Here is a 20202-nt window from a genome sequence, read left to right as displayed (position 1 = left end):
CAACACCAGGCGATAGCAGGGGACCCCTCCTAACATCTGTACGCTGGGGGCCGTGACGGTACGTGTGCGATTCGCCCCCTCCCCGACCGGTATGTTCCACGTCGGCGGTGCCCGCTCGGCGCTGCAGAACTGGATCTACGCCAAGCAGCAGGGCGGGGTGTTCGTGCTGCGCATCGAGGACACCGACGCCGCGCGCAACAAGCCGGAGTGGACCGAGGGCATCCTGTCGGCGCTGGACTGGATCGGCATCGAGCGGGGCAGCTACGAGGGCCCCTGGTTCCAGTCCTCGAACGCCGACGAGCACCGCGCCGCCGCCCGCCGACTGTACGACTCGGGCCGCGCGTACTACTGCGACTGCACCCGCGAGGCGGTGCAGGCCCGGACCGGTAACCAGTACACCGGCTACGACGGCTACTGCCGCGACCGGGGCCTGCCGCCCGGCGAGGGCCGCGCGCTGCGCTTCCGTACGCCCGACGAGGGCACCACGGTGGTCGTGGACCTGATCCGGGGCGAGCCGACCTTCGAGAACAAGCTCATCGAGGACTTCGTGATCGCCCGGGGCGACGGTTCGCCCGTCTTCCTGCTGGCCAACGTCGTCGACGACATGACGATGGGCATCACCCACGTCATCCGGGCCGAGGAGCACCTGCCCAACACCCCGAAGCAGCAGTTGCTCTGGGACGCCCTCGGGGTGAAGCCGCCGATCTGGGCGCACGTTCCCGTGGTCGTCAACGAGAAGCGGCAGAAGCTGTCCAAGCGACGGGACAAGGTCGCGCTGGAGGCGTACCGGGACGAGGGCTACCTCGCCGCCGCGATGCGCAACTATCTGATGCTGCTCGGCTGGGCGCCCTCCGGCGACCGGGAGATCGTGCCCTGGTCGGTGATCGAGGACGAGTTCCGGCTGGACGAGGTCAACCCGTCACCGGCCTTCTTCGACGAGAAGAAGCTGCGGGCGTTCAACGGCGAGTACATCCGGGCGTTGTCGGTCGAGGAGTTCGTCGAGGTCTGCGGGCCGTGGCTGACCGGTACCGGCAGCATCCCCCCGCCGCCGTGGCAGCCCGACGAGTTCGACCCGGCGACCTTCGCCGCGGTGGCGCCGCTGGCCCAGACCCGCATCGCGGTCCTCAGCGAGATCGTTGCGAACGTCGACTTCCTCTTCCTCGCCTCGCCGCTGATCGACGAGGCGGCCTGGGCCAAGGCGATGAAGGAGGGCTCGGCCGAGCTGCTGGACGACGCCATCGCCGCCTACGCGGCGGTGACCTCGTGGGACGCGGCGACGCTGAAGACCACCCTGGAGGAGGTCGGCGCGGCGCGCGGTCTCAAGCTCGGCAAGGCCCAGGCGCCGGTACGCGTCGCCGTCACCGGCCGGACGGTCGGGTTGCCGCTGTTCGAGTCGCTGGAGCTGCTCGGCGCCGAGCGCACCCTGACCCGGCTACGCGCCGCCCGCGCCCGCCTGTTCTAAGGCTCTGGTGTGTAAGGAGGGGTCCCCTGCTAACGCCTGGTGTATAGCAGGGGACCCCTCCTTACATCCGGGTCAACGGCGGGAGGCGCGGCGGCCGGGGTCACCGGCAGCAGCAACGACACACCGAGCGCCACGCCGAACACCACTGTCCAGGACCGCGTCGTACGCGCTACCCTGCCCCCCATCACGGCCTCCGCACCGGTAAGATCCGCCCCGCGTGTCCACGGCTGATCATCGGTCGATTCGCGATCGCAGATAGTTCCAATTAGTGTTTCACCAGCTGCAACCGATCGTCGTTCCACGGAGTCTTTGTGGTGGGTACCCGTCCTGTGGGCACGGTCACCGCCGTCGGCCCTCCAACGCGTGACCCCTGCAGCACAGCCGACCATCGACGGGGCGAGGAGGCGGCATGGTCCGACGGATGAGGCGACTGGCCACGATAGCGGTCGGTGGAGTCGCTGCGGTGTTGTTGTCGCTGGCCTTCGTCGAGCCGGCCAAGGCCGCGCCGAAGGCGCCGCCGGCCGGCGTCGACATCACCGGAGACGGGTTGGCCGAGCCGTTGCGCCTGCGCCACGACAGCAGCCCGGAGCAGGTGACCGCCGTCATCGACCAGGTGAGTCGATCCCTGGCGCGGGCCAGCGCGCCCAAGAAGGCCGACCTCGGTCCGAAGTACACCGTGGTGGTGCTGGCCGGTGACACTCCGAAGCAGACCTACGACCTCTATCCGAAGGCGGTCGGCGGACCGCGCGTCTATCGGCCGGCCAAGCAGCCGGACGCCCGCAAGACCACGGCGGCCTGGTTCCTCGGGCGGATGACCATGTCGGAGACGCTGCGCACCGTCGGGGTGCCGCTGGAGCGGACGTACGAGGCGGTCAGCGGCGGGGTCGGTGGAGGCGAACGGATCATTCCGGAGGACGCGCTCAACCCCGCTCAGGACATCAACGAGGCCTTCAGCGATCTGCGCCGCCTGCTCCTGCTGAACGTCGCGGTGATGCTGGTGATCACCCTCGGGCTGGCCGGGATCGCGCTGCTGGTCCGCCGCCGGACCCGCTGAACCTCCGCGCACCAGCACCGCCAGCCTGAGCCTGAGCACGAGCGCGCCGCCGGACGCACCGAGCACCAGCGCCGCCGGGCTGAGCCTCAGCAACCAGCAGCGCCGGGCCGGCTAAACAGCGCCGTTCCGGCTGAGCCTCAGCACCAGCGGCGCGGGGGCCGTTCCCGGCGTACCGCCCGCAGTGCCGGCCGGACCGGGCCGTGCCGGTGGGCGCCGGCCCAGCCGGGCAGGTCGCTGCGACAGCCACCGGTGACCGGCTCCGGCACGGCGGTCTCGCCCGTACGCTGACGGGGCACCACGGGGTCGACGGGGCGCGGGCGTACCGGAGCGACGTCCTCCTCGGGACGCTCGGCCGCCCGTACCGGCGTGGGTTCGCCCGGGTGGGCCAGGCCGATGAGCCGACGGTGGTGCTTGGCGACGGCTGGCTGCTCGTGCGGTCCCGGTCGGCAGGGCTCTCCCTGGGCGCAGCCGTGGTCAGCCTCCCCGTGCGCCATCGGTGTCTCCTCACGCTCGCCCTCACCCGCCGGTGCCCACCCGACGTGCCTCGTTACCGTACTGGCCGGCTCCGACGGCCCGTGCAGCGCGTACCGGGTGGGTGCTGTCGGTCCCGCCGACGCCTGCCGGCGAGGTCCAGCTCAGGACATGTCAGGCTAGGCGGGTGAGCGAGTCGGGCGGGACGGACCTGTCGGCCACGCTGCGCCGGATCGAGCGGGCCGCAGGTGCGCTGGCCACCGACAGCGTGGCCCGGATGGACGACACGCTGCCCTGGTTCCGCGAACTGCCCGCCGACCAGCGGTCCTGGGTGATGCTGGTGGCGCAGGCCGGCGCGCGCTCCCTGGTGCAGTGGCTGCGCTCCGACGGCGGCCGCAACAAGGGCACCCAGGAGGTCTCCGACGAGGTGTTCGCCACCGCGCCGCAGGCGCTGGCCCGGTCGATCACCCTCCAGCAGACCGTCGCCCTGATCAAGGTGACCATCGACGTGGTCGAGGAGCAGGTCGACGACCTGGCCGCCCCGGGCGAGGCGGCGCAGTTGCGCGAGGCGGTGCTGCGCTACTCCCGGGAGATCGCCTTCGCCGCGGCCCGGGTGTACGCCCGGGCGGCCGAGTCGCGCGGTTCGTGGGACGCCCGGCTCCAGGCCCTGCTGGTCGACGCGCTGCTGCGGGGTGACTCCCCGGACGTGCTGGCCAGCCGGGCCGCCGCGCTCGGCTGGACGGACGCGCCGCCGGTCGCGGTGGCGGTCGGCCCCTCCCCCGGCGGCGAGGTCGCCGCCGTGCTGCACACCGTCTACCGGCAGGCCCGGCGGGTCGGGGTCGAGGTGATCGGCGGCGTGCACGGTGACCGTCTGGTGATCGTGCTGGGTGGGGCGGCGGACCCGGTGGCGGCCACCGCCGAGCTGCTCTCCGCCTTCGGTGACGGCCCGGTGGTCGTCGGCCCCTCGGTGCCGAGCCTGGACGAGGCAACCGAGTCGGCCCGGGCGGCGTTGGCCGGTTACCGTGCGGCCCCGGCGTGGCCGGCCGCGCCCCGGCCGGTCTACGCCGGTGACCTGCTGCCCGAACGGTCCCTGGCCGGCGACGCGGAGGCCCGGCGGCGGCTGCGGCACGACGTGTACGCGGTGCTGGTGCGGGCCGGCGGTGAGCTGCTGGAGACGCTGGACGCCTTCTTCGCCGCAGGCGGCACGCTGGAGAGCGCGGCCCGGGCGCTGTTCGTGCACCCGAACACGGTGCGTTACCGGCTGCGGCGGATCTCGGATGTCACCGGATTCAGCCCGTTGTCGCCCCGGGACGCCTTCGCGTTGCGGGTGGCGCTGACCGTGGGTCGGTTGGATCCGGTGGTGCCGACCCCGACATTGGCCCCACCGACCGGTAAAAGATCACAGGTCGGCGATGATCAGCACCAATCTTTGTAGGATCTCTCCAAAGGTCCTAGTGCGGTTTGGTACCGGTCGGCACAGCGCAACCGGTGGGTATCCGGGAGAGTCATAGACGTGCTCGCCGTACTCTGCCCCGGCCAGGGTTCTCAGAAACCCGGCTTCCTGACTCCCTGGCTCGACCTGCCCGGCGCCGAGGCGCGGCTGCGTCACTGGTCCGCGCTGGCCGGCGTCGACCTGGTGCACCTGGGCACCGAGGCCGACGCCGACGAGATCCGGGACACCGCCCGCACCCAGCCGCTGCTGGTGGCCGCGGCCCTGCTCGCCGCCGAACACCTGCCGATGCAGGACGTGGCGCTGACCGCCGGGCACAGCGTCGGCGAACTCGGTGCGGCGGCGCTGGCCGGCGCGCTGCCGGCGGACGCCGCGATCTCCCTCGCCGGGGTACGCGGCCGGGAGATGGCCGCCGCCTGCGCGCTGGAACCGACCGGCATGGCCGCGGTCCTCGGCGGCGACCCGGACGAGGTGCTCGCCGCGATCGAGGGGCACGGGCTGCACGCCGCGAACCGCAACGGCACCGGGCAGGTCGTCGCCGCCGGTGCGGTCGACGGCCTGGAGAAGCTGGCCGCCGAGCCGCCGACCCAGACGCGGGTCATCAAGCTCCAGGTCGCGGGCGCCTTCCACACCCCGTACATGGCTCCCGCAGAGGCGGCGCTGGCCACGGTGGCGGCCGACGTCACCACCGCCGACCCGACGCGGATCCTGCTCTCCAACCTCGACGGCACCGCCGTCGGGCAGGGCGCGGAGATGCTCCAGCGGCTGGTCCGGCAGGTCACCGCCCCGGTCCGCTGGGACCTGTGCATGGCCACCCTCGCCGACCTCGGGGTGACCGGCGTGATCGAGCTGCCGCCCGCCGGTACGCTCTCCGGCCTGGTCAAGCGCGAGCTCAAGGGCCCCGGTCTGCCGGAGATCGTGACCCTGAACACCCCGGACAAGCTGCCCGCCGCCCGCGACCTGATCGCCCGCGTCGCCGGAGGGCAGGCGTGAGCGCTGGCCGCCTCAGTCCGTCCGACTCCCGTGCCGAGATCGACCGTAGGAAGGGCTCGTCATGAGCGGCAGTCGCATCCTGTCCCTGGGGCACTACCAGCCGTCCCGGGTGGTGACCAACGACGAGATCGCCCAGTTGGTGGAGACCAACGACGCGTGGATCCGGGACCGGGTCGGCATCGCCAGCCGGCGGATCGCCGGTGACGAGACGGTCGCCGACATGGCCGCCGCCGCGGCGGACAAGGCGCTGGCCAACTCGGGGCTGACCGCCTCCGACATCGACCTGGTCGTGGTGGCGACCTGCACCTCGATCGACCGCAGCCCGAACGTGGCCTGCCGGGTCGCGGCCAAGCTGGGGATCGACGCCCCGGGGGCGTTCGACCTGAACACGGCCTGCTCCGGGTTCGCGTACGCGCTGGGCACCGTGGACCACGCGGTCCGCGCCGGTGCCAGCCGCAACGCCATCGTGATCGGCGCGGAGAAGCTGTCCGACTTCATCGACTGGAACGACCGCTCCACCTGCATCATCTTCGGGGACGGGGCGGGCGCCGCGGTGGTCACCGCCGCACCCGAGGGCGAGCCGGCCGGTATCGGCCCGGTGGTCTGGGGCTCGGTGCCGGAACGCGGCGACGCGGTACGCATCGAGGGCTGGCGCCCGTACGTCGCGCAGGAGGGTCAGACGGTGTTCCGCTGGGCCACCACCGCCCTGGCGCCGCTGGCCCTGCAGGCGTGCGAGCGGGCCGGGGTCGACCCGTCGGAGCTGGCCGCATTCGTTCCGCACCAGGCCAACACGCGGATCATCGACGGCATCGCGAAGCGGCTGAACATCCCGCAGGCGATCATCGCGAAGGACCTGATCGAGTCCGGCAACACCTCGGCGGCGAGCATCCCGCTGGCCCTGTCGAAGCTGGTGGAGCGCCGCGAGGTGCCCTCCGGCGCGCCGGTGCTGCTGTTCGGTTTCGGCGGTGGCCTGACCTACGCCGGTCAGGTCGTCCGCTGCCCCTGATACCCCCTCGGCGCGCAGGCGCAGAGGTGTGACGGACGGCGTCGCCGCCCGTCGAGAAATCCCGATGAGAGGAACCCACCGCAATGACCCGTGACGAGATCACCACCGGCCTCGCCGAGATCCTCGAAGAGGTTGCCGGGGTGAACCCGGACGACGTGGCCGAGGGGAAGTCCTTCACCGACGACCTGGACGTCGACTCGCTCTCCATGGTGGAGGTCGTGGTGGCGGCCGAGGAGAAGTTCGGCGTCAAGATCCCGGACAACGAGGTCCAGAACCTCAAGACGGTCGGGGACGCCGTGAGCTACATCGAGGCGCAGTCCTGATCATGAGTCGTCCTGACGTCGTCGTCACCGGGATCGGCGCGACCACCCCGCTGGGCGGGGACGTCGCGTCGACCTGGGACGCCATGCTCGCCGGCCGCTCCGGGGTGAGTGCGCTCACCCAGGAGTGGGCCGGTCAGTTGCCGGTCCGGATCGCCGCCCAACTGGCGGTCGATCCCTCCACCGTGCTGGACCGGGTCAAGCTGCGCCGGCTGGACCGCTCCGAGGCGATCGCGTTGATCGCCGCCCACCAGGCCTGGGCCGACGCCGGCCTGGTCGACGCCGGAGCGGACCCGGAACGGATCGGGGTCAGCATCGGCTCCGGCATCGGTGGCGCGGTCACCCTGCTCAACCAGGACGACATCCTGGAGGCGTCCGGCCCCCGGCGGGTCTCCCCGCACACCGTGCCCATGCTGATGCCCAACGGTCCCGCCGCGTGGGTGGGTCTGGAACTCGGCGCCCAGGCCGGTGTGCACTCGGTGGCCAGTGCCTGCGCGACCGGCGCGGAGGCGATCGCGCTGGGTCTGGACATGATCCGGGCCGGTCGCGCCGACGTGGTGGTGGCCGGTGGCACCGAAGCGGTGATCCACGCGCTGCCGATCGCCGGTTTCGCCTCGATGCGGGCCATGTCGACCCGCAACGACGAGCCCGAGCGGGCCTCCCGGCCGTGGGACAAGGGCCGGGACGGCTTCGTCCTCGGCGAGGGCGCCGGCATCGTGGTGCTGGAGCGTGCCGAGCACGCCGCCGCCCGGGGCGCCCGGGTGTACGCGCGGCTGGCCGGTGCCGGTATCACCTCCGACGGCTACGACATCGTCCAGCCGCACCCGGAGGGCGCCGGCGCGATCCGGGCCATCGCGAAGGCGATCGCCGACGCGGACGTGGACCGGGCCGACATCAGCCACGTCAACGCGCACGCCACGTCCACTCCGGTGGGCGACATCGCCGAGATCAAGGCACTGCACGCGGCACTGGGCGACCACCCGGTGCTGACCGCCACCAAGTCGATGTCCGGGCACCTGCTCGGCGCGGCCGGCGCGCTGGAGTCGATCGCCACGATCCTGGCGATCCGCGACAGCGTGGTCCCGCCGACGATCAACCTGGACGACCCGGACGACGGCCTCGACCTCGATGTGGCCGCCGGCAAGGCCCGCCACATGGACATCCCCGCCGCGCTGAACAACTCGTTCGGCTTCGGCGGGCACAACGTGGCGCTCGTCTTCACCCGGGCCTGAGCCGCCCCGGCGGCGCAGGCTGCGGCAGCACCGCATCGGCCCCGCCGACGCACCACGCGTCGGCGGGGCCGATGCGTGTTCCGGGCCGGTCGGCGGGTCAGCCGCAGGTGGTGGCGGGCAGTCCGGAGACCTTCACCGGGGACCGTCCGCGCGGGGCAGCCTTGCCGGCGAGTACGTCGGCGAGCGCCGTCATCGAGGCCCGGCTCGACGAGTACGTGGCCAGCAGCGTCGGCGAGGTCGCCTGCGCCAGCACGTACGGGGTGTCCATGGCGACGGTGACGGCGGCTCCGGAGCGCAGGTCGCCGGCCCCGTCGCCGTACCCGACGAGGTGCACGACCGTGCCGCCGCTGGGCACCACCTCCACCCCGGCGGCGGTGAGTGCCTCGGTCAGCGCGGTCCGGGTGTGCGCCCGCCCGCCGGAGGAGGTGACGGTGACCGGGCCCTTGACCCCGCTGGTGTCGCACCGGCCCTTCAACACGGTCACCGCGGCGGCGGCCAGGTCACCGGCGGCCTTGAGATGCGCCGGAGCCCGCAGCGTGGACATCTCCGGCACCGGCTTGTCGGCCAGGGTGAACTTCATCGTCAGTACGCGGGTGGCCGCCTCCACCAGTCGGGCCCGGGGCAGCGAGCCGTCCCGCAGCGCCGTCAGCAGCCCGTCGTACGCCTGACCGACGTGCGGCGGCATGAGGATCAGGTCGTTGCCGGCCTTGAGTGCGCGTACCGCCGCCTCACCCGGCCCCCAGCGGCGGGCCGGCGACATGTTCATCCCGTCGGTGATGACCACGCCCTGGAACCCGAGTTCGCCGCGCAGCACGTCGGTGAGCAGTTTGCGGGAGAAGGTGGCGGCCACTCCCGGATCGATCTCCGCCACGTCGAGGTGGGCGGACATCACGGCCAGGGCGCCCGCCTGGATGCCGGCGCTGAACGGGGGCCATGCCTCGGCGGCGAGCTTCTTGCGCGACTGCGTGAGCACCGGCAGGTCCTCGTGCGAGTCCACGGCGCTGTGCCCGTGCCCGGGGAAGTGCTTGACGGTGGCCGCGACACCGGACGCCTGAAGCCCCCGGACCGCACCGCCGACCTGTCCGGCGGCGCGGGTCGGGTCCGCGCCGAACGACCGGGACCCGATCACCGTGCTGCGCTTGACCAGCACGTCGGCGACCGGCGCAAAGTCGAGGTTGATCCCCATCGCGGCCAACTCGGTGCCGGCGGCCCGCCAGGCGGCCTCGGTCAACGCCGGATCGTCGGCGGCACCGGCGGCGAGCGCGCTGGGCAGCATGGTCACCCCGTCGGTGATCCGGGTGACCACGCCGTACTCCTGGTCGGTGCCGATCAGGAACGGCGCCGTGCCGGCGGGCAGCTTGTCGGCGGCCTCCCGTAGGCCGGTGGTGAGCTGGCGGACCTGCTTCGGGTTGTCGACGTTGGTGGTCGGCTGGTTGCCCTGGGTGGGGTCGTCGGCGCTGAAACCGACCAGGATCAGGCCACCGAGCCGGTACTTCTCGATCATCTCGGCCGGAGTGTCCACGCCGCCGAGGTTCCGGTTGCCGGCGGCCGAGCCGGCCGAGACCTTGGTGGCCTGGTCGCCGTAGGCGTACGGCATCAGCACCTGGCCGACCAGGTCCTCGTCGGCGAGTTCGGCGACCAGCGCGGCGGCCCGGGTGGCCGGGTCGTCCGGCGGTGCGCTCGACGGGGGTGCCGGTTCTGTCGCCGGGGCCGACGACGGGGCGGCCCCCGGTCGCTGCCCGGCTCCCGAACAGCCGGTGACGAGTAACGCGGTCACGGCGACGAACGCGGCGACGACGCGCCGAGGGGTAGTCGACACGCGGCCCAGTCCACCAGCTCACCGCGTATCGGGGCAACTCGACCGTCAACCAGGGGACGGGCGTGCCGGTACGCCGCCGGAGGTGGCGGGCCTCGGGTCCGGCCGCTCAGCCGACCCGGGTGAGCAGGGTCACCGGCGCGCCGTCACCGGCGTAGCGGTACGGCTCCAGCTCGGCGTCCCAGGCGGTGCCGAGCGCCTTGTCCAGCGCGTGCGCGAGCGCCTCCGGTCCCCGGGCCCCGGCCATGATGCTGCGCAGCCGGTCCTCGCCGAGCTGGATGTCACCGGCGGCACCGACCGTGGCCCGGAACAGCCCGCGTCCCGGCACATACATGAAACGCTCGCCGTCGGCGCCCGGACTGGGTTCCTCGGTCACCTCGAAACGGATCATGGGCCACTGCCGGAGGGCAGCAGCCAGTTCGGCGCCCGTCCCCGGGCGACCGGACCACCCGCACTCGGCCCGGCGGGCGCCGGGGTCGACGGGTTGAGCCGTCCATTGCAGGTTGACCGGCGCGACAAGGACGCGCGCGATCGCCCACTCGACGTGTGAGCACACGGCGAGCGGGGTCGAATGGACGTATACGACGCCACGCGTTGGCACGGTGACCTCCCGGAGAGCGAGGTGCGTCTTCCCCTACGACCTCGACCCGGACCGGGTGCGTTGCTGGAACACATGATGACTCCTGTGACGGATGGTGCGCCAGCGAATCGGGAAATCCGCCGGTCGGAATACCCGGACAGGTGACTGCGGTTCCACCTCGTGACGCCGCGGTGACCAGCCGGGATCGTGGCTCGTGTACAGTTCCATCGGCGGCCTGTGCCGCGTACAGCCTCTGCGGGTCACCCGTTCGGTACCGCCCGCATCAGCCCCCGGACGTTCCCCGTCCTCCGTACGTCTTGCAAGGAGTACCTCCGTGGCGAGCAACACCTCTAAGACCGCGCGCGCATCAGTCCGGGCCGGCCAGGCTGGCCAGGGTGGCGCACTCAGCGTGCTGGGCGAGTTCAAGTACCTGATTCCGCTCAACGGCGGCAAGCACGCCTACGTGCGGAACCTGACCAACGGCAAGACCGCGCACCTGCGTACCGACTCCGAGGCCTTCATCGAGGAGATCCGGGTGCTGGCCGCCGCCGGTCACGCCACCAAGATCCGGGCGGAGATCAACGGCCTCAACGCCGCCCACCCGGGCGACGGCTGGGACGCCACCGAGAAGCGCCTGGTCGAGGCCGGCGTCTTCGAGGGCTGAGCACCGCCCCACCCGCACCACCACGAACGCCCGCCGGGCTCACCCGGCGGGCGTTCGCGCGTCCCCACCCCGACCCCGACCCGCCCGCGCCGCACCCGCCGACGCAGCACCCCGCCTCGCAGCACCCCGCCTCGCAGCACCCCACCTCGCCTCGCGCACCTTGCCTTGCCTCGCCGCACCCCTCGCTCCACTGCGTCGATCATGGAGCCGTGGCAGCGACAAAAGGTCGGATAACGGCCCAAAACCTCTGCCACAAGTCCATGATCGCGCGAGACAGGGCGGGCAGCGGCCAGCGGGACGGGTGGGGACGGGTGGGGTGGGGTGGTCAGGGGGTGGGGGCGACCAGGGAGACCTCGCCGGTGGTGAGGGTGTAGAGGGCGCCGGTCACGGCGACCCGGCCGGAGGCGACGGCGGGGGCCAGGAGCGGGTCGGCGCGCAGGGTGGTGACGGTGCGCCGGACGTGGCGGCGTACGGCCAGGGGCTGGACCTGCGGGTCGTCCAGCCCCACCTCGGTCACAGCGGGCGCGATCCGGTCGATCAGGTGGGCCAAGGCCCCGGCCGGGCGTCGACCGGTACGCAGCGTGTCGACCGTCGCGGCCACCGCGCCGCAGCGTTCGTGCCCGAGCACCATCACCAGTGGTACGCCCAGCACGTCGACGACGTACTCGATCGAGCCGAGGACCGCGCGGTCCAGCACGTGGCCGCCGGTGCGGATGACGCAGATCGAGCCGAAGGTCTGGTCGAAGATCGCTTCGAGCGGTACCCGCGAGTCGATGCAGCCGAGCAGGACGGCGTACGGCTGCTGGTCTCCGGAGGCGCTCGCGGCGGCGGCGGTGACGTCGTGTCCGTGCACCGGCTGGCCGCTGACGAAGCGCCTGTTGCCGGCGAGCAGTGCGGCCAGTGCGGCGCGTGGGGTCCCGCCGGCCGCCCGGTCGTCCGGTCGTGGATCGGCCGTCCGTGGCATCGCCATGGTCACAGCTTGACCGGATCCTCCCGTCGACGTACCCGGTTCCGGGATCTTCTCAGCACCCCGATCCGCGTGGTCTCATGACGGGTAGCCGGTGTTACCACCGGGTATCCCCGGTGTTACGCATCCGCCTGTGCCTGGGGAGGTGGCGATGCCAGATCCGGTCGAGGTGCGACTGGGCGACGACATACGCCTGCACGTGGACGTCGACGGCCCGGCTGACGCCGAGGTCACGGCGGTGCTGCTGCACGGCTGGACGCTCGACGCGCGGAGCTGGCACCGGCAGGTGACGGCGCTGCGCACGGCGTACCGGTCGGTGCGGGTGGTCAGTTACGACGCACGTGGCCACGGTCGGTCGAGCTGCATGACGCTGCCCACGGCGACGCTGGCCCAGCTCGGCGACGACCTGGCCGCAGTGCTGGACGCGGTGGTGCCGAACGGGCGGGTGGTGCTGGTCGGTCACTCCATGGGCGGCATGACGATCATGGAGTACGCGCACCGGCACCCCGGGCACTTCGCCCGCCGGGTGGCCGGGCTGGTCTTCGTCTCGACCACCGCCGAGGGCCACACGCACACGGTCTACGGGTTGTCGCCCCGGATCGCCCGGATCATCCGGCTGGCCGAGACCACCGGAGCCGGGGTGCTCGCCCGCTGCGGGGCCTGGCGTCCGCCCCGGGCCCTGTTGCGTGCGCTCCGCCCCAGCATCCGCTGGATGCTCTTCGGCGACCGCTGCGACCCGACCGACATCCGCCTGGTCACCTCGGCGGTGGCGCGCGCCTCGCTGCGCTCGATCGGCGGGTTCCGGGCCTCCTTCGGCGCCCAGCACCGGCTGGAGACGTTGGCCGCGCTGGCGGATCTGCCGGCGGCGGCGTTGGTCGGCGACCGGGACCGGCTCACCCCGCCGCCGTGCGCGGAGTCGATCGCCGCCGCGCTGCCCGCCACCGAGCTGACCGTCTGCCCCGGCGCCGGGCACATGTTGATGATGGAGCGCCCCGAGGAGGTCACCGCGGCCCTCTCCGGCGTGCTGCGTCAGGTGCTCGCCGACGCCCGACGCGCCGGTGGTCGCGCCGCCGCCGGCCGCACCCGCCGCCGCTAGTGCGGTGTCCAGGAACGTTGGCGGTGTCGCGGCGAGGTCCAGGCGCGGCCCGGTGAACGTTCTGGACACCGCGCTAGAGATCGCACCCGGGCCCGGTGCCTCCGCACGCCCGCGAGGTGGGGCGTAATCTCGTGCGGTTGGCCGGGCCGGCGTGACGAGGAGAACGAAGCGGTGGACCAGAGCACCCTGGACCAGGAGATCGCCGTCGAGCAGCGGCATCTCGACCGGGTGTACGCACGACTGGCCGAGCTGCGCCGCGCGGCGGTCCGTGCCGAGCGGGACGGCTACCGGCTGGCCCGGGTCGGCAACTTCGGCGCGCTGGTGGAGCGGGACGCGATGGTGTTCCACGCCGCGCAGCGCCGTCACGTGCTCGACGCCGAGTACGAGGGGCTGGTCTTCGGCCGTCTGGACCTGCGCGACGGGCAGGTGTTCCACGTCGGACGGCTGGGCATCCGCGACGAGGACGCCGCCACGCTGGTGGTCGACTGGCGCGCCCCGGCCGCCGCCCCGTTCTATCAGGCCACCCCGGCCGAGCCGCTCGGCGTGGTACGCCGCCGGACGATCCAGTCCAGCCGGGAGCGGGTCACCCGGATCGAGGACGACCTGCTCGACCCGGACGCCGCACCGGCGGAGATGGCGGTGGTCGGCGACGGCGCGCTGCTGGCCAACCTGTCCCGGACCACCGGTCGGGGCATGCGCGACATCGTGGCGACCATCCAGCGCGAGCAGGACGAGGCGATCCGCTCCCCCGGTTCCGGGGTGACGCTGGTCTCGGGTGGGCCGGGCACCGGCAAGACGGCGGTGGCGCTGCACCGTGCCGCGTACCTGCTCTACTCCGACCGCAGCCGGTACGCCGGGGGCGGCATCCTGGTGGTCGGCCCCTCCTCGGTCTTCGTCGAGTACATCGCCTCGGTGCTGCCGTCCCTGGGCGAGGAGACCGCCACCCTGCACTCGCTGGGCACCCTCTTCCCCGGGCTGGTCGCCACCCGCACCGACCCGGTCGAGGTGGCCGCGGTCAAGGGGTCGCTGCGGATGCGCCGGTTGCTGGAGCGGGCGGCCCGGGACGGCGTACCCGACTCCCCGGCCGAGCTGCGGCTGCTCTACCGGGGGCAGTTGCTGCGGCTGGAGCGGGCCGAGTTGGACGCCATCCGGGACCGGGCGTTGGCCCGGGGCGCGCGACGCAACGAGGTACGCCGGGCCGGCTTCGACGGTGTCCTGGCGGCGCTCTGGGCGCAGGCCCGCCGGTTGGGCATCGCCCGGCTGCCCGAGCAGCGGGCCTTCGAGGACGAGCTGATCGACCGGACGGACTTCCGGGACTTCCTCAAGGCGTGGTGGCCCCGGCTGCATCCCCGGCACGTGCTCGGCTGGCTGGCCGATCCGCAGCGGCTGCGCCGGTACGCCGCCGGGCTGCTGTCCCGGGCCGAGATCCGGCTGCTGGAGCAGGCGTACCGGGGGCTGGCCGCCGAGGGGCCGACCGTCGCCGACGTGGCGCTGCTCGACGAGCTGGACGCGCTGCTCGGCAAGCCGGTGCGTCCGGCCCGCGCGAAGCGCGACCCGTTCCAGCTCGCCGGTGGGGTACGCGAGCTGAGCACGTACGCCGACCGGCAGCGGGCCGCCCGCCAGGCGGCCCGGGAGCGGCCCGAGGACTACCGCGACTACGCGCACGTGGTGGTGGACGAGTCGCAGGACGTGTCACCGATGCAGTGGCGGATGATCGGCCGGCGCGGTCGGTTGGCCTCGTGGACGGTGGTGGGTGACCCGGCGCAGACCGCGTGGACGGGGGATCCGCAGGAGCTGTCCCGGGCCCGGGACCAGGCGTTGGGTCGCCGTCGGCGGCACCGCTTCACGCTCACCACCAACTACCGCAACTCGGCGGAGATCTTCGCGGTGGCGGCGGCCGAGATCCGGCGGGCGTACCCGGACCTGGCCCTGCCCACCGCGGTGCGGACCACCGGGGTCGACCCGGTGGAGCTGGTGGTGCCGGCGGCGGAGCTGGAGACCAGCGTGCTGACCGCCGCGAGCGCGCTGCTCGGCGAGGTCGAGGGCACCGTCGGGGTGATCACGCCGGTGCCGCGCCGGGACGAGGTCGCGGCCTGGCTGGGCGGGCTCGGCGGCGAGCGCCTCCAGGTGGTGACCAGCCTGGAGGCCAAGGGCATGGAGTACGACGGCGTGGTGCTGGTCGCCCCCGGTGAGATCCGTGCCGATCCGGGCTCCGGCGTGCGTACGCTCTACGTCGCCCTGTCCCGGGCCACCCAGCGGCTGACCACGATCGACCCGACCGGCTGAGCCGGAGGCACCGACCGGAGATGTGGACGCGGTATTCGTTGCCTTGCGCCACTCTGCGGTGAACCTGCGGCGCCACCGGTAGCCGTAGCGGCCGGTGTAGAGGGTCAGCAGTCCGGACCATCGCCCGGTCTCCATGTGGTGTAGAACGTCGTCCTCGGTGTGGGCGGGGCTGAGGGGCCTCGCTCCCCTGGGCCGGGAGACGGCTGACGGGGCGGTCGTCCAGGGTTGTGTAGCAGCTGTGATCAGCGCGCCGGATAGGGTGCCCGTCATGCCAGCACACGAACTTCGGGCGCGTCCTGTGAAGGCGAAGCGCGTGCTCATCCTCGGCGGTCCTGGCAGTGGAAAGACGACGCTTGCACGCACGTTGGCAACGCTGCTGTCCGCGCCGTGTCGCGAGTTGGACAGGCTGGCGTATGACTCTCCGGACGGTCGTAACGAGGCTCCGTTCTGGCAGTGGACACGGACCTCTGATGGTGTCCGTCGGGAACGCGCGGCCGAACTCGCCACCACTGAAACCTGGGTGGCGGAGGGTTTGTATGCCGGCTGGACCTCAGCGTTGCGCGACGCTGCCGACGTCGTCGTCTGGCTCGACTTGCCGACGCGGATGACGACCTGGCGGGTAGTGCGGCGCGCGATTGAGCACCGACTACGCGGTGGCAGTGACTGGGATGTCCGGTCAGCCGTCCGCGTAGCGCGTGGATCGCGCAGCTACCGTTCCCGACCCCTCGCGACAGCCGAGCAACTGCATGAACGGGACGGGGCCAACGGAACCCGCACGCTTGAGCAGTTCGTCAGTCTGGTCGCGGACAAGACCATCCGTTGCCGCACTGCCGCCGACGTCCGTCGCACCACCGACTGGCTGAGCAGTGCATAGCTGAAAAGCCACTCGCCGGATCGTCGCCTGGACCGTTTGGGCACTGGACAAAAAGCAACCAAAATCCGTTATGTCTGGTTTACTGGTGATCAGGGGAACACCAGGAGTCACACCGGCTGCACCAGCCCCACCAGCACCGGTAGGCTCGGACCCGGTCTCCGCCAGGCGGCACTCGACGGTGCCGGCGGTGACCGCCGCCTAATCGCCTGCCAGGGCGAACCGGGGAACCATGTTCCAGGGGTGCATCCGCGTCCAGCGGTAGGGATCTTCCGTCCCGAACCCGTCAGCTAACCCGGTCGGCGGCTGACGGAAGGACATGTGCATGCCAGCAGTGGCAACCGTGAGACCGGCCGCCCGTACGGCGGCCCTGATCGCTGCGGGGCTCGCCCTCGCCCTGGGCGCCGCGCTCGCTCCCTTCAGCGCCGCCTCCGCAGCCCCCGGTGACGTCGGCGACGAGGGCGGCACACCGGCGCTGCGCGCCCAGTTGGAGGCGGCCAGCAAGGGCTACCTCGACGCCAAGACCGCCCTGGACCGCTCGGTCGACCGGCAGAAGAAGCTGGCCGAGCAGCTCACCACGACCGAGGGTCAGCTCACCGAACGCAGCGACAAGGTAGCCGAGATCGCCGCGCAGGCGTATCGCGGCGGCCGACTCGGTGCCGCGTCGGCGCTGCTCAACAGCGGTTCCCCGGCCGGTTTCATGGACCGCGCGGCGGCGCTGGACGCGGTGGCGGCCAATGAGGAACGCGCGCTGCGGGACCTGCGGACCACCCGGGACGAGGTCAGCAAGACCAAGCAGGCCCTCGATGTCGAGGTGCAGGAGCAGCGCAAGCAGGTGGCCGTGATGGCCAAGCGCAAGGAGCAGGCCGAGCGCTCGCTGACCGTGGCCGAGGAGCGCGCCGAGCGCGCCGAGCGGGCTGCGGCACAGGAGCGGGCCAGCCGGACCCCGGCACGCGGCGGCGGTTCCAGCAGCCCCACGGCCAAGCCGGCACCGCGCAACGCCAACGGCTCCTGGCCGGCCGAGTCGTGCAGCGTCAACGACCCCACCCCGGCCAACGGCTGCATCACGCCCCGCACCCTGCACGCGCTCAACCAGGCCAAGGCGGCCGGCTTCACCCGGTACGTCTCCTGCTACCGCGCGGGCGGCTCGGGTGAGCACCCGAAGGGTCGGGCCTGCGACTTCGCGGCGCAGAAGAACGGCTTCGGCGGGGTCGCCACCGGCGGCGACCGGACGTACGGCAACAACCTGGCGGCGTTCTACGTCAACAACGCCGACCGTCTCGCCGTGCTCTACGTGATCTGGTACAAGCAGATCTGGCTGCCGAGCAGCGGCTGGCGGACGTACAGCGGCGCGCGGGGCGACCCGTCCAGCGACCACACCAACCACGTGCACCTGTCGGTGTACTGATCCACACGGCACGCCGGGTGGCCGCCCTCGCGGGTGGTCCACCCGGCGTCGTCGTTCCCGCACTCCGAGGCGGCTGCCTCGGTTCCGCCCCGCCCGTCGCCGCGCGCTCTCCGGCCACCTTGGTTACCGTCGACATCGAAGCGGACATTTCGTGGCGACCGGGAGGAACGGTTATGAGCGGACCGCAGCGGACCCAGTGCGACGGTGCGTCGTGAGTGCGGCGACCGGACATGTGATGGTCTTCGCGCCGACCCCACTGCTCACGGTCACGATCGACCAGCCCAACGAGACTCCGGAGCTGCACCTGCACCCCGGCGGTCAGGGCGTCTGGCAGGCCCGGATGGTGCTGTCGCACGGCGTCGACGTGGTGCTCTGCACCGCGCTCGGCGGCGAGATCGGGCAGGTGCTGGAGCCGCTGCTGGTCAGCGAGGGCGTCGACCTCAAGGTGGTGGCGCGGGACTCCGGCGGCAGCGGCGGGTACGTGCACGACCGCCGCGAGGGCACCCGGCAGGAGATCGTCGACGTGACCGGGCAGCCGCTGAGCCGACACGAGTTGGACGAGCTCTACAACCTGTCGCTGGGCGAGGGGCTGCGGGCGGCGGTGAGCATCCTGAGCGGCCCGAACGACCCGTCGCTGGTCCCCGCCGACCTGTACCGGCGTTTCGCCGCCGACCTCGGCGCCAACGGCAGCCGGGTGGTGGTGGACCTCTGCGGCGACCACCTCACGGCGGTGCTGGACAGCGGGGTCTTCTTCGTCAAGGTCAGCCACGAGGAGCTGATCGCCGACGGCCGCGCGGCCGACGACGACGAGGAGCAGCTCACCCGGGCGATGTACGACCTGCACGCCACCGGCGCCGAGAACGTGGTGGTCAGCCGTGCCGACAAGCCGGCACTGGCCCTCGTCGACGGCGAGGTCTTCGAGGTGCAGATGCCCCGCCTGGAGGCGGCCGATCCGCGCGGTGCGGGGGACTCGATGACCGCCAGTGTGGCCGCCGTGGTGGCGCGCGGCGGTGACGTACGCACCGCGATCCGGACCGGCGCGGCGGCCGGCGCGCTGAACGTCACCCGGCACGGGCTGGGCACCGGGCGGCTGGACTCGATCACCGGCCTGGTGGACCGGGTACGCCTGGAGCCGGCCGGTGTCCGCCGGCAGGAACGCACCACCCCCGACGAGTTGGCCCACCGGGTGGGTGGCGCATGACCCTGCGAGTGTTGATCACCAACGACGACGGGATCGCCGCGCCGGGCATCCATGCACTGGCCCGGGCGGCGGTCGACCGAGGGCTGGACGTGGTGGTCGCGGCACCGTTGGAGGAGGCGAGCGGCACCAGCGCCGCGATGAGTGCGGTGGAGCAGGACGGGCAGGTGGTGGTCCGTGAGCATCCGTTGCCGGAGCTGGCCGGGGTACCGGCCTTCGGGGTCGGCGGCTCACCCGGCTTCATCGCGTTGATCGCCGTGCACGGCGCCTTCGGGCCGCCGCCGTCGGTGCTGCTCTCCGGCATCAACCGGGGGGCGAACGCGGGCCGGGCGGTGTTGCACTCCGGCACGGTGGGTGCGGCGTTCACCGCCGCCGCCAACGGCTGCCGGGCGTTGGCGGTGTCACTGGACGTGCTCTCCGTCGGGGAGGCGACCGCCGTCAGCGGAGGTGCCGCGGTGGCCGCCGCGGCCCGGGTACGCGACGCCGAACGGAACTGGGCCACCGCCGCCCACGTGGCGTTGGACCTGCTCCCCCGGCTGACCGCCGGTCCGGTGGAGAGCGTGCTCAACGTCAACTCGCCGGACGTGCCGCTGGGCCGGCTGCGCGGCGTACGCCGGGCGGGGCTGGCCACCTTCGGTCAGGTGCAGATGACCGTCGCCGAGGCCGGCCACGGTTTCGTGCGGACCGCGCTGGAGGAGCCCGGTCAGGCGGTGCAGCCCGGGACCGACCTGGCGTGGCTCGCCGACGGGTACGCCTCGGTGACGGCGGTCCGCGCCGTCACCGAGGTGTCCGACGTGAACCTGACCGGTCTCGACGGCGACTGACGGTCAGCCGCCGGGAAGGACCTCGGGAGTGGCGGCGGCACCGGCGTAGTACGGCTCCGGCGCGCCGAAGAGACCGAGCAGCCCGGTCACCCAGAGCTGTCGGTGCACGAACCGACTGGGTTCGGTGACGATCAGCTTGACGCCGCTGACCTCAGCCGTCTGGAAGCCGGCGACCATCGCGCTGATGCCCACCGAGTCGATGAAGGTGACCAGCCGCATGTTGAGCTCGATCCGGGCCGGCCGCCCCTTGGCCAGCACTTCGGCGATGGCCTCTTTCACCTCGTACGCGGTGTCGACGTCGATCTCGCCCCGAGGGGCGATCTCGATGACACCACCGGGCCGAACCGTCTGCAGGATCGACAGGCTCACGCGAGCACCTCCACTCGCCCGTACGACGGGCGCCTCATCAGTACGCGGGCCGCGACCGAGAGTATTCCTCCGACGGCCTCGGTCGCCACCCCTCGGGATGAGCAATTCGCGGACATCGGCGCGTCAAATCGCCCA

Annotated in this window: 18 protein-coding genes, 1 pseudogene and 1 riboswitch; of the genes and pseudogenes, 14 read left to right on the top strand and 5 right to left on the bottom strand. The window is 72.6% G+C overall.

Annotated elements, in window-relative coordinates; genetic code table 11:
• Positions 1 to 52: 52 nt before the first annotated feature.
• Both gltX and ABT008_RS23450 read left to right on the top strand, forming a co-directional pair.
• Positions 53 to 1462: a glutamate--tRNA ligase gene (gene gltX, locus ABT008_RS23455; protein WP_350698434.1), complete on the top strand. Its 1410-nt coding sequence runs from the start codon at positions 53 to 55 to the stop codon at positions 1460 to 1462.
• Positions 1463 to 1871: 409 nt separating this feature from the next.
• Positions 1872 to 2516, top strand: a complete 645-nt coding sequence (locus ABT008_RS23450; protein WP_350698432.1) for a hypothetical protein — start codon at positions 1872 to 1874, stop codon at positions 2514 to 2516.
• Between the two features lie 137 nt (positions 2517 to 2653).
• On the opposite strand, the gene ABT008_RS23445 is transcribed toward ABT008_RS23450, so the two are convergent.
• Positions 2654 to 3010, bottom strand: a complete 357-nt coding sequence (locus ABT008_RS23445) for a hypothetical protein (protein WP_350698430.1) — start codon at positions 3008 to 3010, stop codon at positions 2654 to 2656.
• 101 nt (positions 3011 to 3111) lie between these two features.
• On the opposite strand from ABT008_RS23445, the gene ABT008_RS23440 reads away from it, so the two are divergent.
• The 5 genes and pseudogenes from ABT008_RS23440 to fabF all read left to right on the top strand — a co-directional run bounded on the left by ABT008_RS23440 (position 3112) and on the right by fabF (position 7988).
• Positions 3112 to 4422: a PucR family transcriptional regulator gene (locus tag ABT008_RS23440; RefSeq protein WP_350698428.1), complete on the top strand. Its 1311-nt coding sequence runs from the start codon at positions 3112 to 3114 to the stop codon at positions 4420 to 4422.
• Positions 4423 to 4500: 78 nt separating this feature from the next.
• A pseudogene (locus ABT008_RS23435) lies at positions 4501 to 5418 on the top strand (ACP S-malonyltransferase); the annotation flags it as partial.
• A 73-nt stretch (positions 5419 to 5491) separates the two neighbouring features.
• A complete protein-coding gene (locus ABT008_RS23430) occupies positions 5492 to 6436 on the top strand; it encodes a beta-ketoacyl-ACP synthase III (RefSeq protein WP_350698426.1) in 945 nt (314 codons plus the stop codon).
• Positions 6437 to 6519: 83 nt separating this feature from the next.
• Complete coding sequence (locus ABT008_RS23425; RefSeq protein ID WP_053653162.1) at positions 6520 to 6759, top strand: acyl carrier protein; 240 nt, start codon at positions 6520 to 6522, stop codon at positions 6757 to 6759.
• Positions 6760 to 6761: 2 nt separating this feature from the next.
• Positions 6762 to 7988 (top strand): beta-ketoacyl-ACP synthase II, encoded by a 1227-nt coding sequence (gene fabF / locus ABT008_RS23420; RefSeq protein ID WP_350698424.1) that lies wholly within the window; start codon positions 6762 to 6764, stop codon positions 7986 to 7988.
• Between the two features lie 97 nt (positions 7989 to 8085).
• On the opposite strand, the gene ABT008_RS23415 is transcribed toward fabF, so the two are convergent.
• Both ABT008_RS23415 and ABT008_RS23410 read right to left on the bottom strand, forming a co-directional pair.
• Complete coding sequence (locus ABT008_RS23415; RefSeq protein ID WP_350698569.1) at positions 8086 to 9816, bottom strand: glycoside hydrolase family 3 protein; 1731 nt, start codon at positions 9814 to 9816, stop codon at positions 8086 to 8088.
• A gap of 97 nt (positions 9817 to 9913) precedes the next feature.
• A complete protein-coding gene (locus ABT008_RS23410; RefSeq protein WP_350698422.1) occupies positions 9914 to 10405 on the bottom strand; it encodes a DUF3145 domain-containing protein in 492 nt (163 codons plus the stop codon).
• Between the two features lie 313 nt (positions 10406 to 10718).
• Between ABT008_RS23410 and ABT008_RS23405 the strand changes: the two genes are divergently transcribed.
• The gene (locus tag ABT008_RS23405; protein ID WP_350698420.1) at positions 10719 to 11048 is read left to right on the top strand and encodes a hypothetical protein; all 330 of its coding nucleotides are present in this window, start codon (positions 10719 to 10721) and stop codon (positions 11046 to 11048) included.
• Between the two features lie 325 nt (positions 11049 to 11373).
• Here ABT008_RS23405 and ABT008_RS23400 read toward each other — a convergent pair whose 3' ends face one another.
• Positions 11374 to 12018, bottom strand: a complete 645-nt coding sequence (locus ABT008_RS23400; protein WP_502890491.1) for a carbonic anhydrase — start codon at positions 12016 to 12018, stop codon at positions 11374 to 11376.
• A gap of 148 nt (positions 12019 to 12166) precedes the next feature.
• Between ABT008_RS23400 and ABT008_RS23395 the strand changes: the two genes are divergently transcribed.
• The 6 genes from ABT008_RS23395 to surE all read left to right on the top strand — a co-directional run bounded on the left by ABT008_RS23395 (position 12167) and on the right by surE (position 19698).
• Positions 12167 to 13111 carry an alpha/beta fold hydrolase gene (locus tag ABT008_RS23395; protein ID WP_350698418.1) on the top strand — a complete coding sequence of 315 codons (945 nt, stop codon included), beginning with the start codon at positions 12167 to 12169 and terminating at the stop codon, positions 13109 to 13111.
• A 171-nt stretch (positions 13112 to 13282) separates the two neighbouring features.
• A complete protein-coding gene (locus tag ABT008_RS23390) occupies positions 13283 to 15397 on the top strand; it encodes a HelD family protein (protein WP_350698416.1) in 2115 nt (704 codons plus the stop codon).
• Positions 15398 to 15665: 268 nt separating this feature from the next.
• Positions 15666 to 16271, top strand: coding sequence for a P-loop NTPase family protein (locus ABT008_RS23385; protein WP_350698414.1), 606 nt, complete (start codon positions 15666 to 15668; stop codon positions 16269 to 16271).
• Positions 16272 to 16456: 185 nt separating this feature from the next.
• Positions 16457 to 16589: riboswitch (cyclic di-AMP (ydaO/yuaA leader) on the top strand.
• A 4-nt stretch (positions 16590 to 16593) separates the two neighbouring features.
• Complete coding sequence (locus ABT008_RS23380) at positions 16594 to 17676, top strand: coiled-coil domain-containing protein (RefSeq protein WP_350698412.1); 1083 nt, start codon at positions 16594 to 16596, stop codon at positions 17674 to 17676.
• Positions 17677 to 17911: 235 nt separating this feature from the next.
• The gene (locus tag ABT008_RS23375) at positions 17912 to 18877 is read left to right on the top strand and encodes a PfkB family carbohydrate kinase (protein ID WP_350698565.1); all 966 of its coding nucleotides are present in this window, start codon (positions 17912 to 17914) and stop codon (positions 18875 to 18877) included.
• Positions 18874 to 19698 carry a 5'/3'-nucleotidase SurE gene (gene surE / locus ABT008_RS23370; protein WP_350698410.1) on the top strand — a complete coding sequence of 275 codons (825 nt, stop codon included), beginning with the start codon at positions 18874 to 18876 and terminating at the stop codon, positions 19696 to 19698. Before ABT008_RS23375 ends, surE begins: the two co-directional genes overlap by 4 nt.
• A 3-nt stretch (positions 19699 to 19701) precedes the next feature.
• Here surE and ABT008_RS23365 read toward each other — a convergent pair whose 3' ends face one another.
• Positions 19702 to 20067 (bottom strand): STAS domain-containing protein, encoded by a 366-nt coding sequence (locus ABT008_RS23365; RefSeq protein WP_131054395.1) that lies wholly within the window; start codon positions 20065 to 20067, stop codon positions 19702 to 19704.
• Positions 20068 to 20202 lie beyond the last annotated feature (135 nt).

The organism is Micromonospora sp. NPDC002389 (assembly GCF_040296095.1).
Classification (GTDB): domain Bacteria; phylum Actinomycetota; class Actinomycetes; order Mycobacteriales; family Micromonosporaceae; genus Micromonospora.
This window is presented reverse-complemented; position numbering and strand designations above follow the sequence as displayed.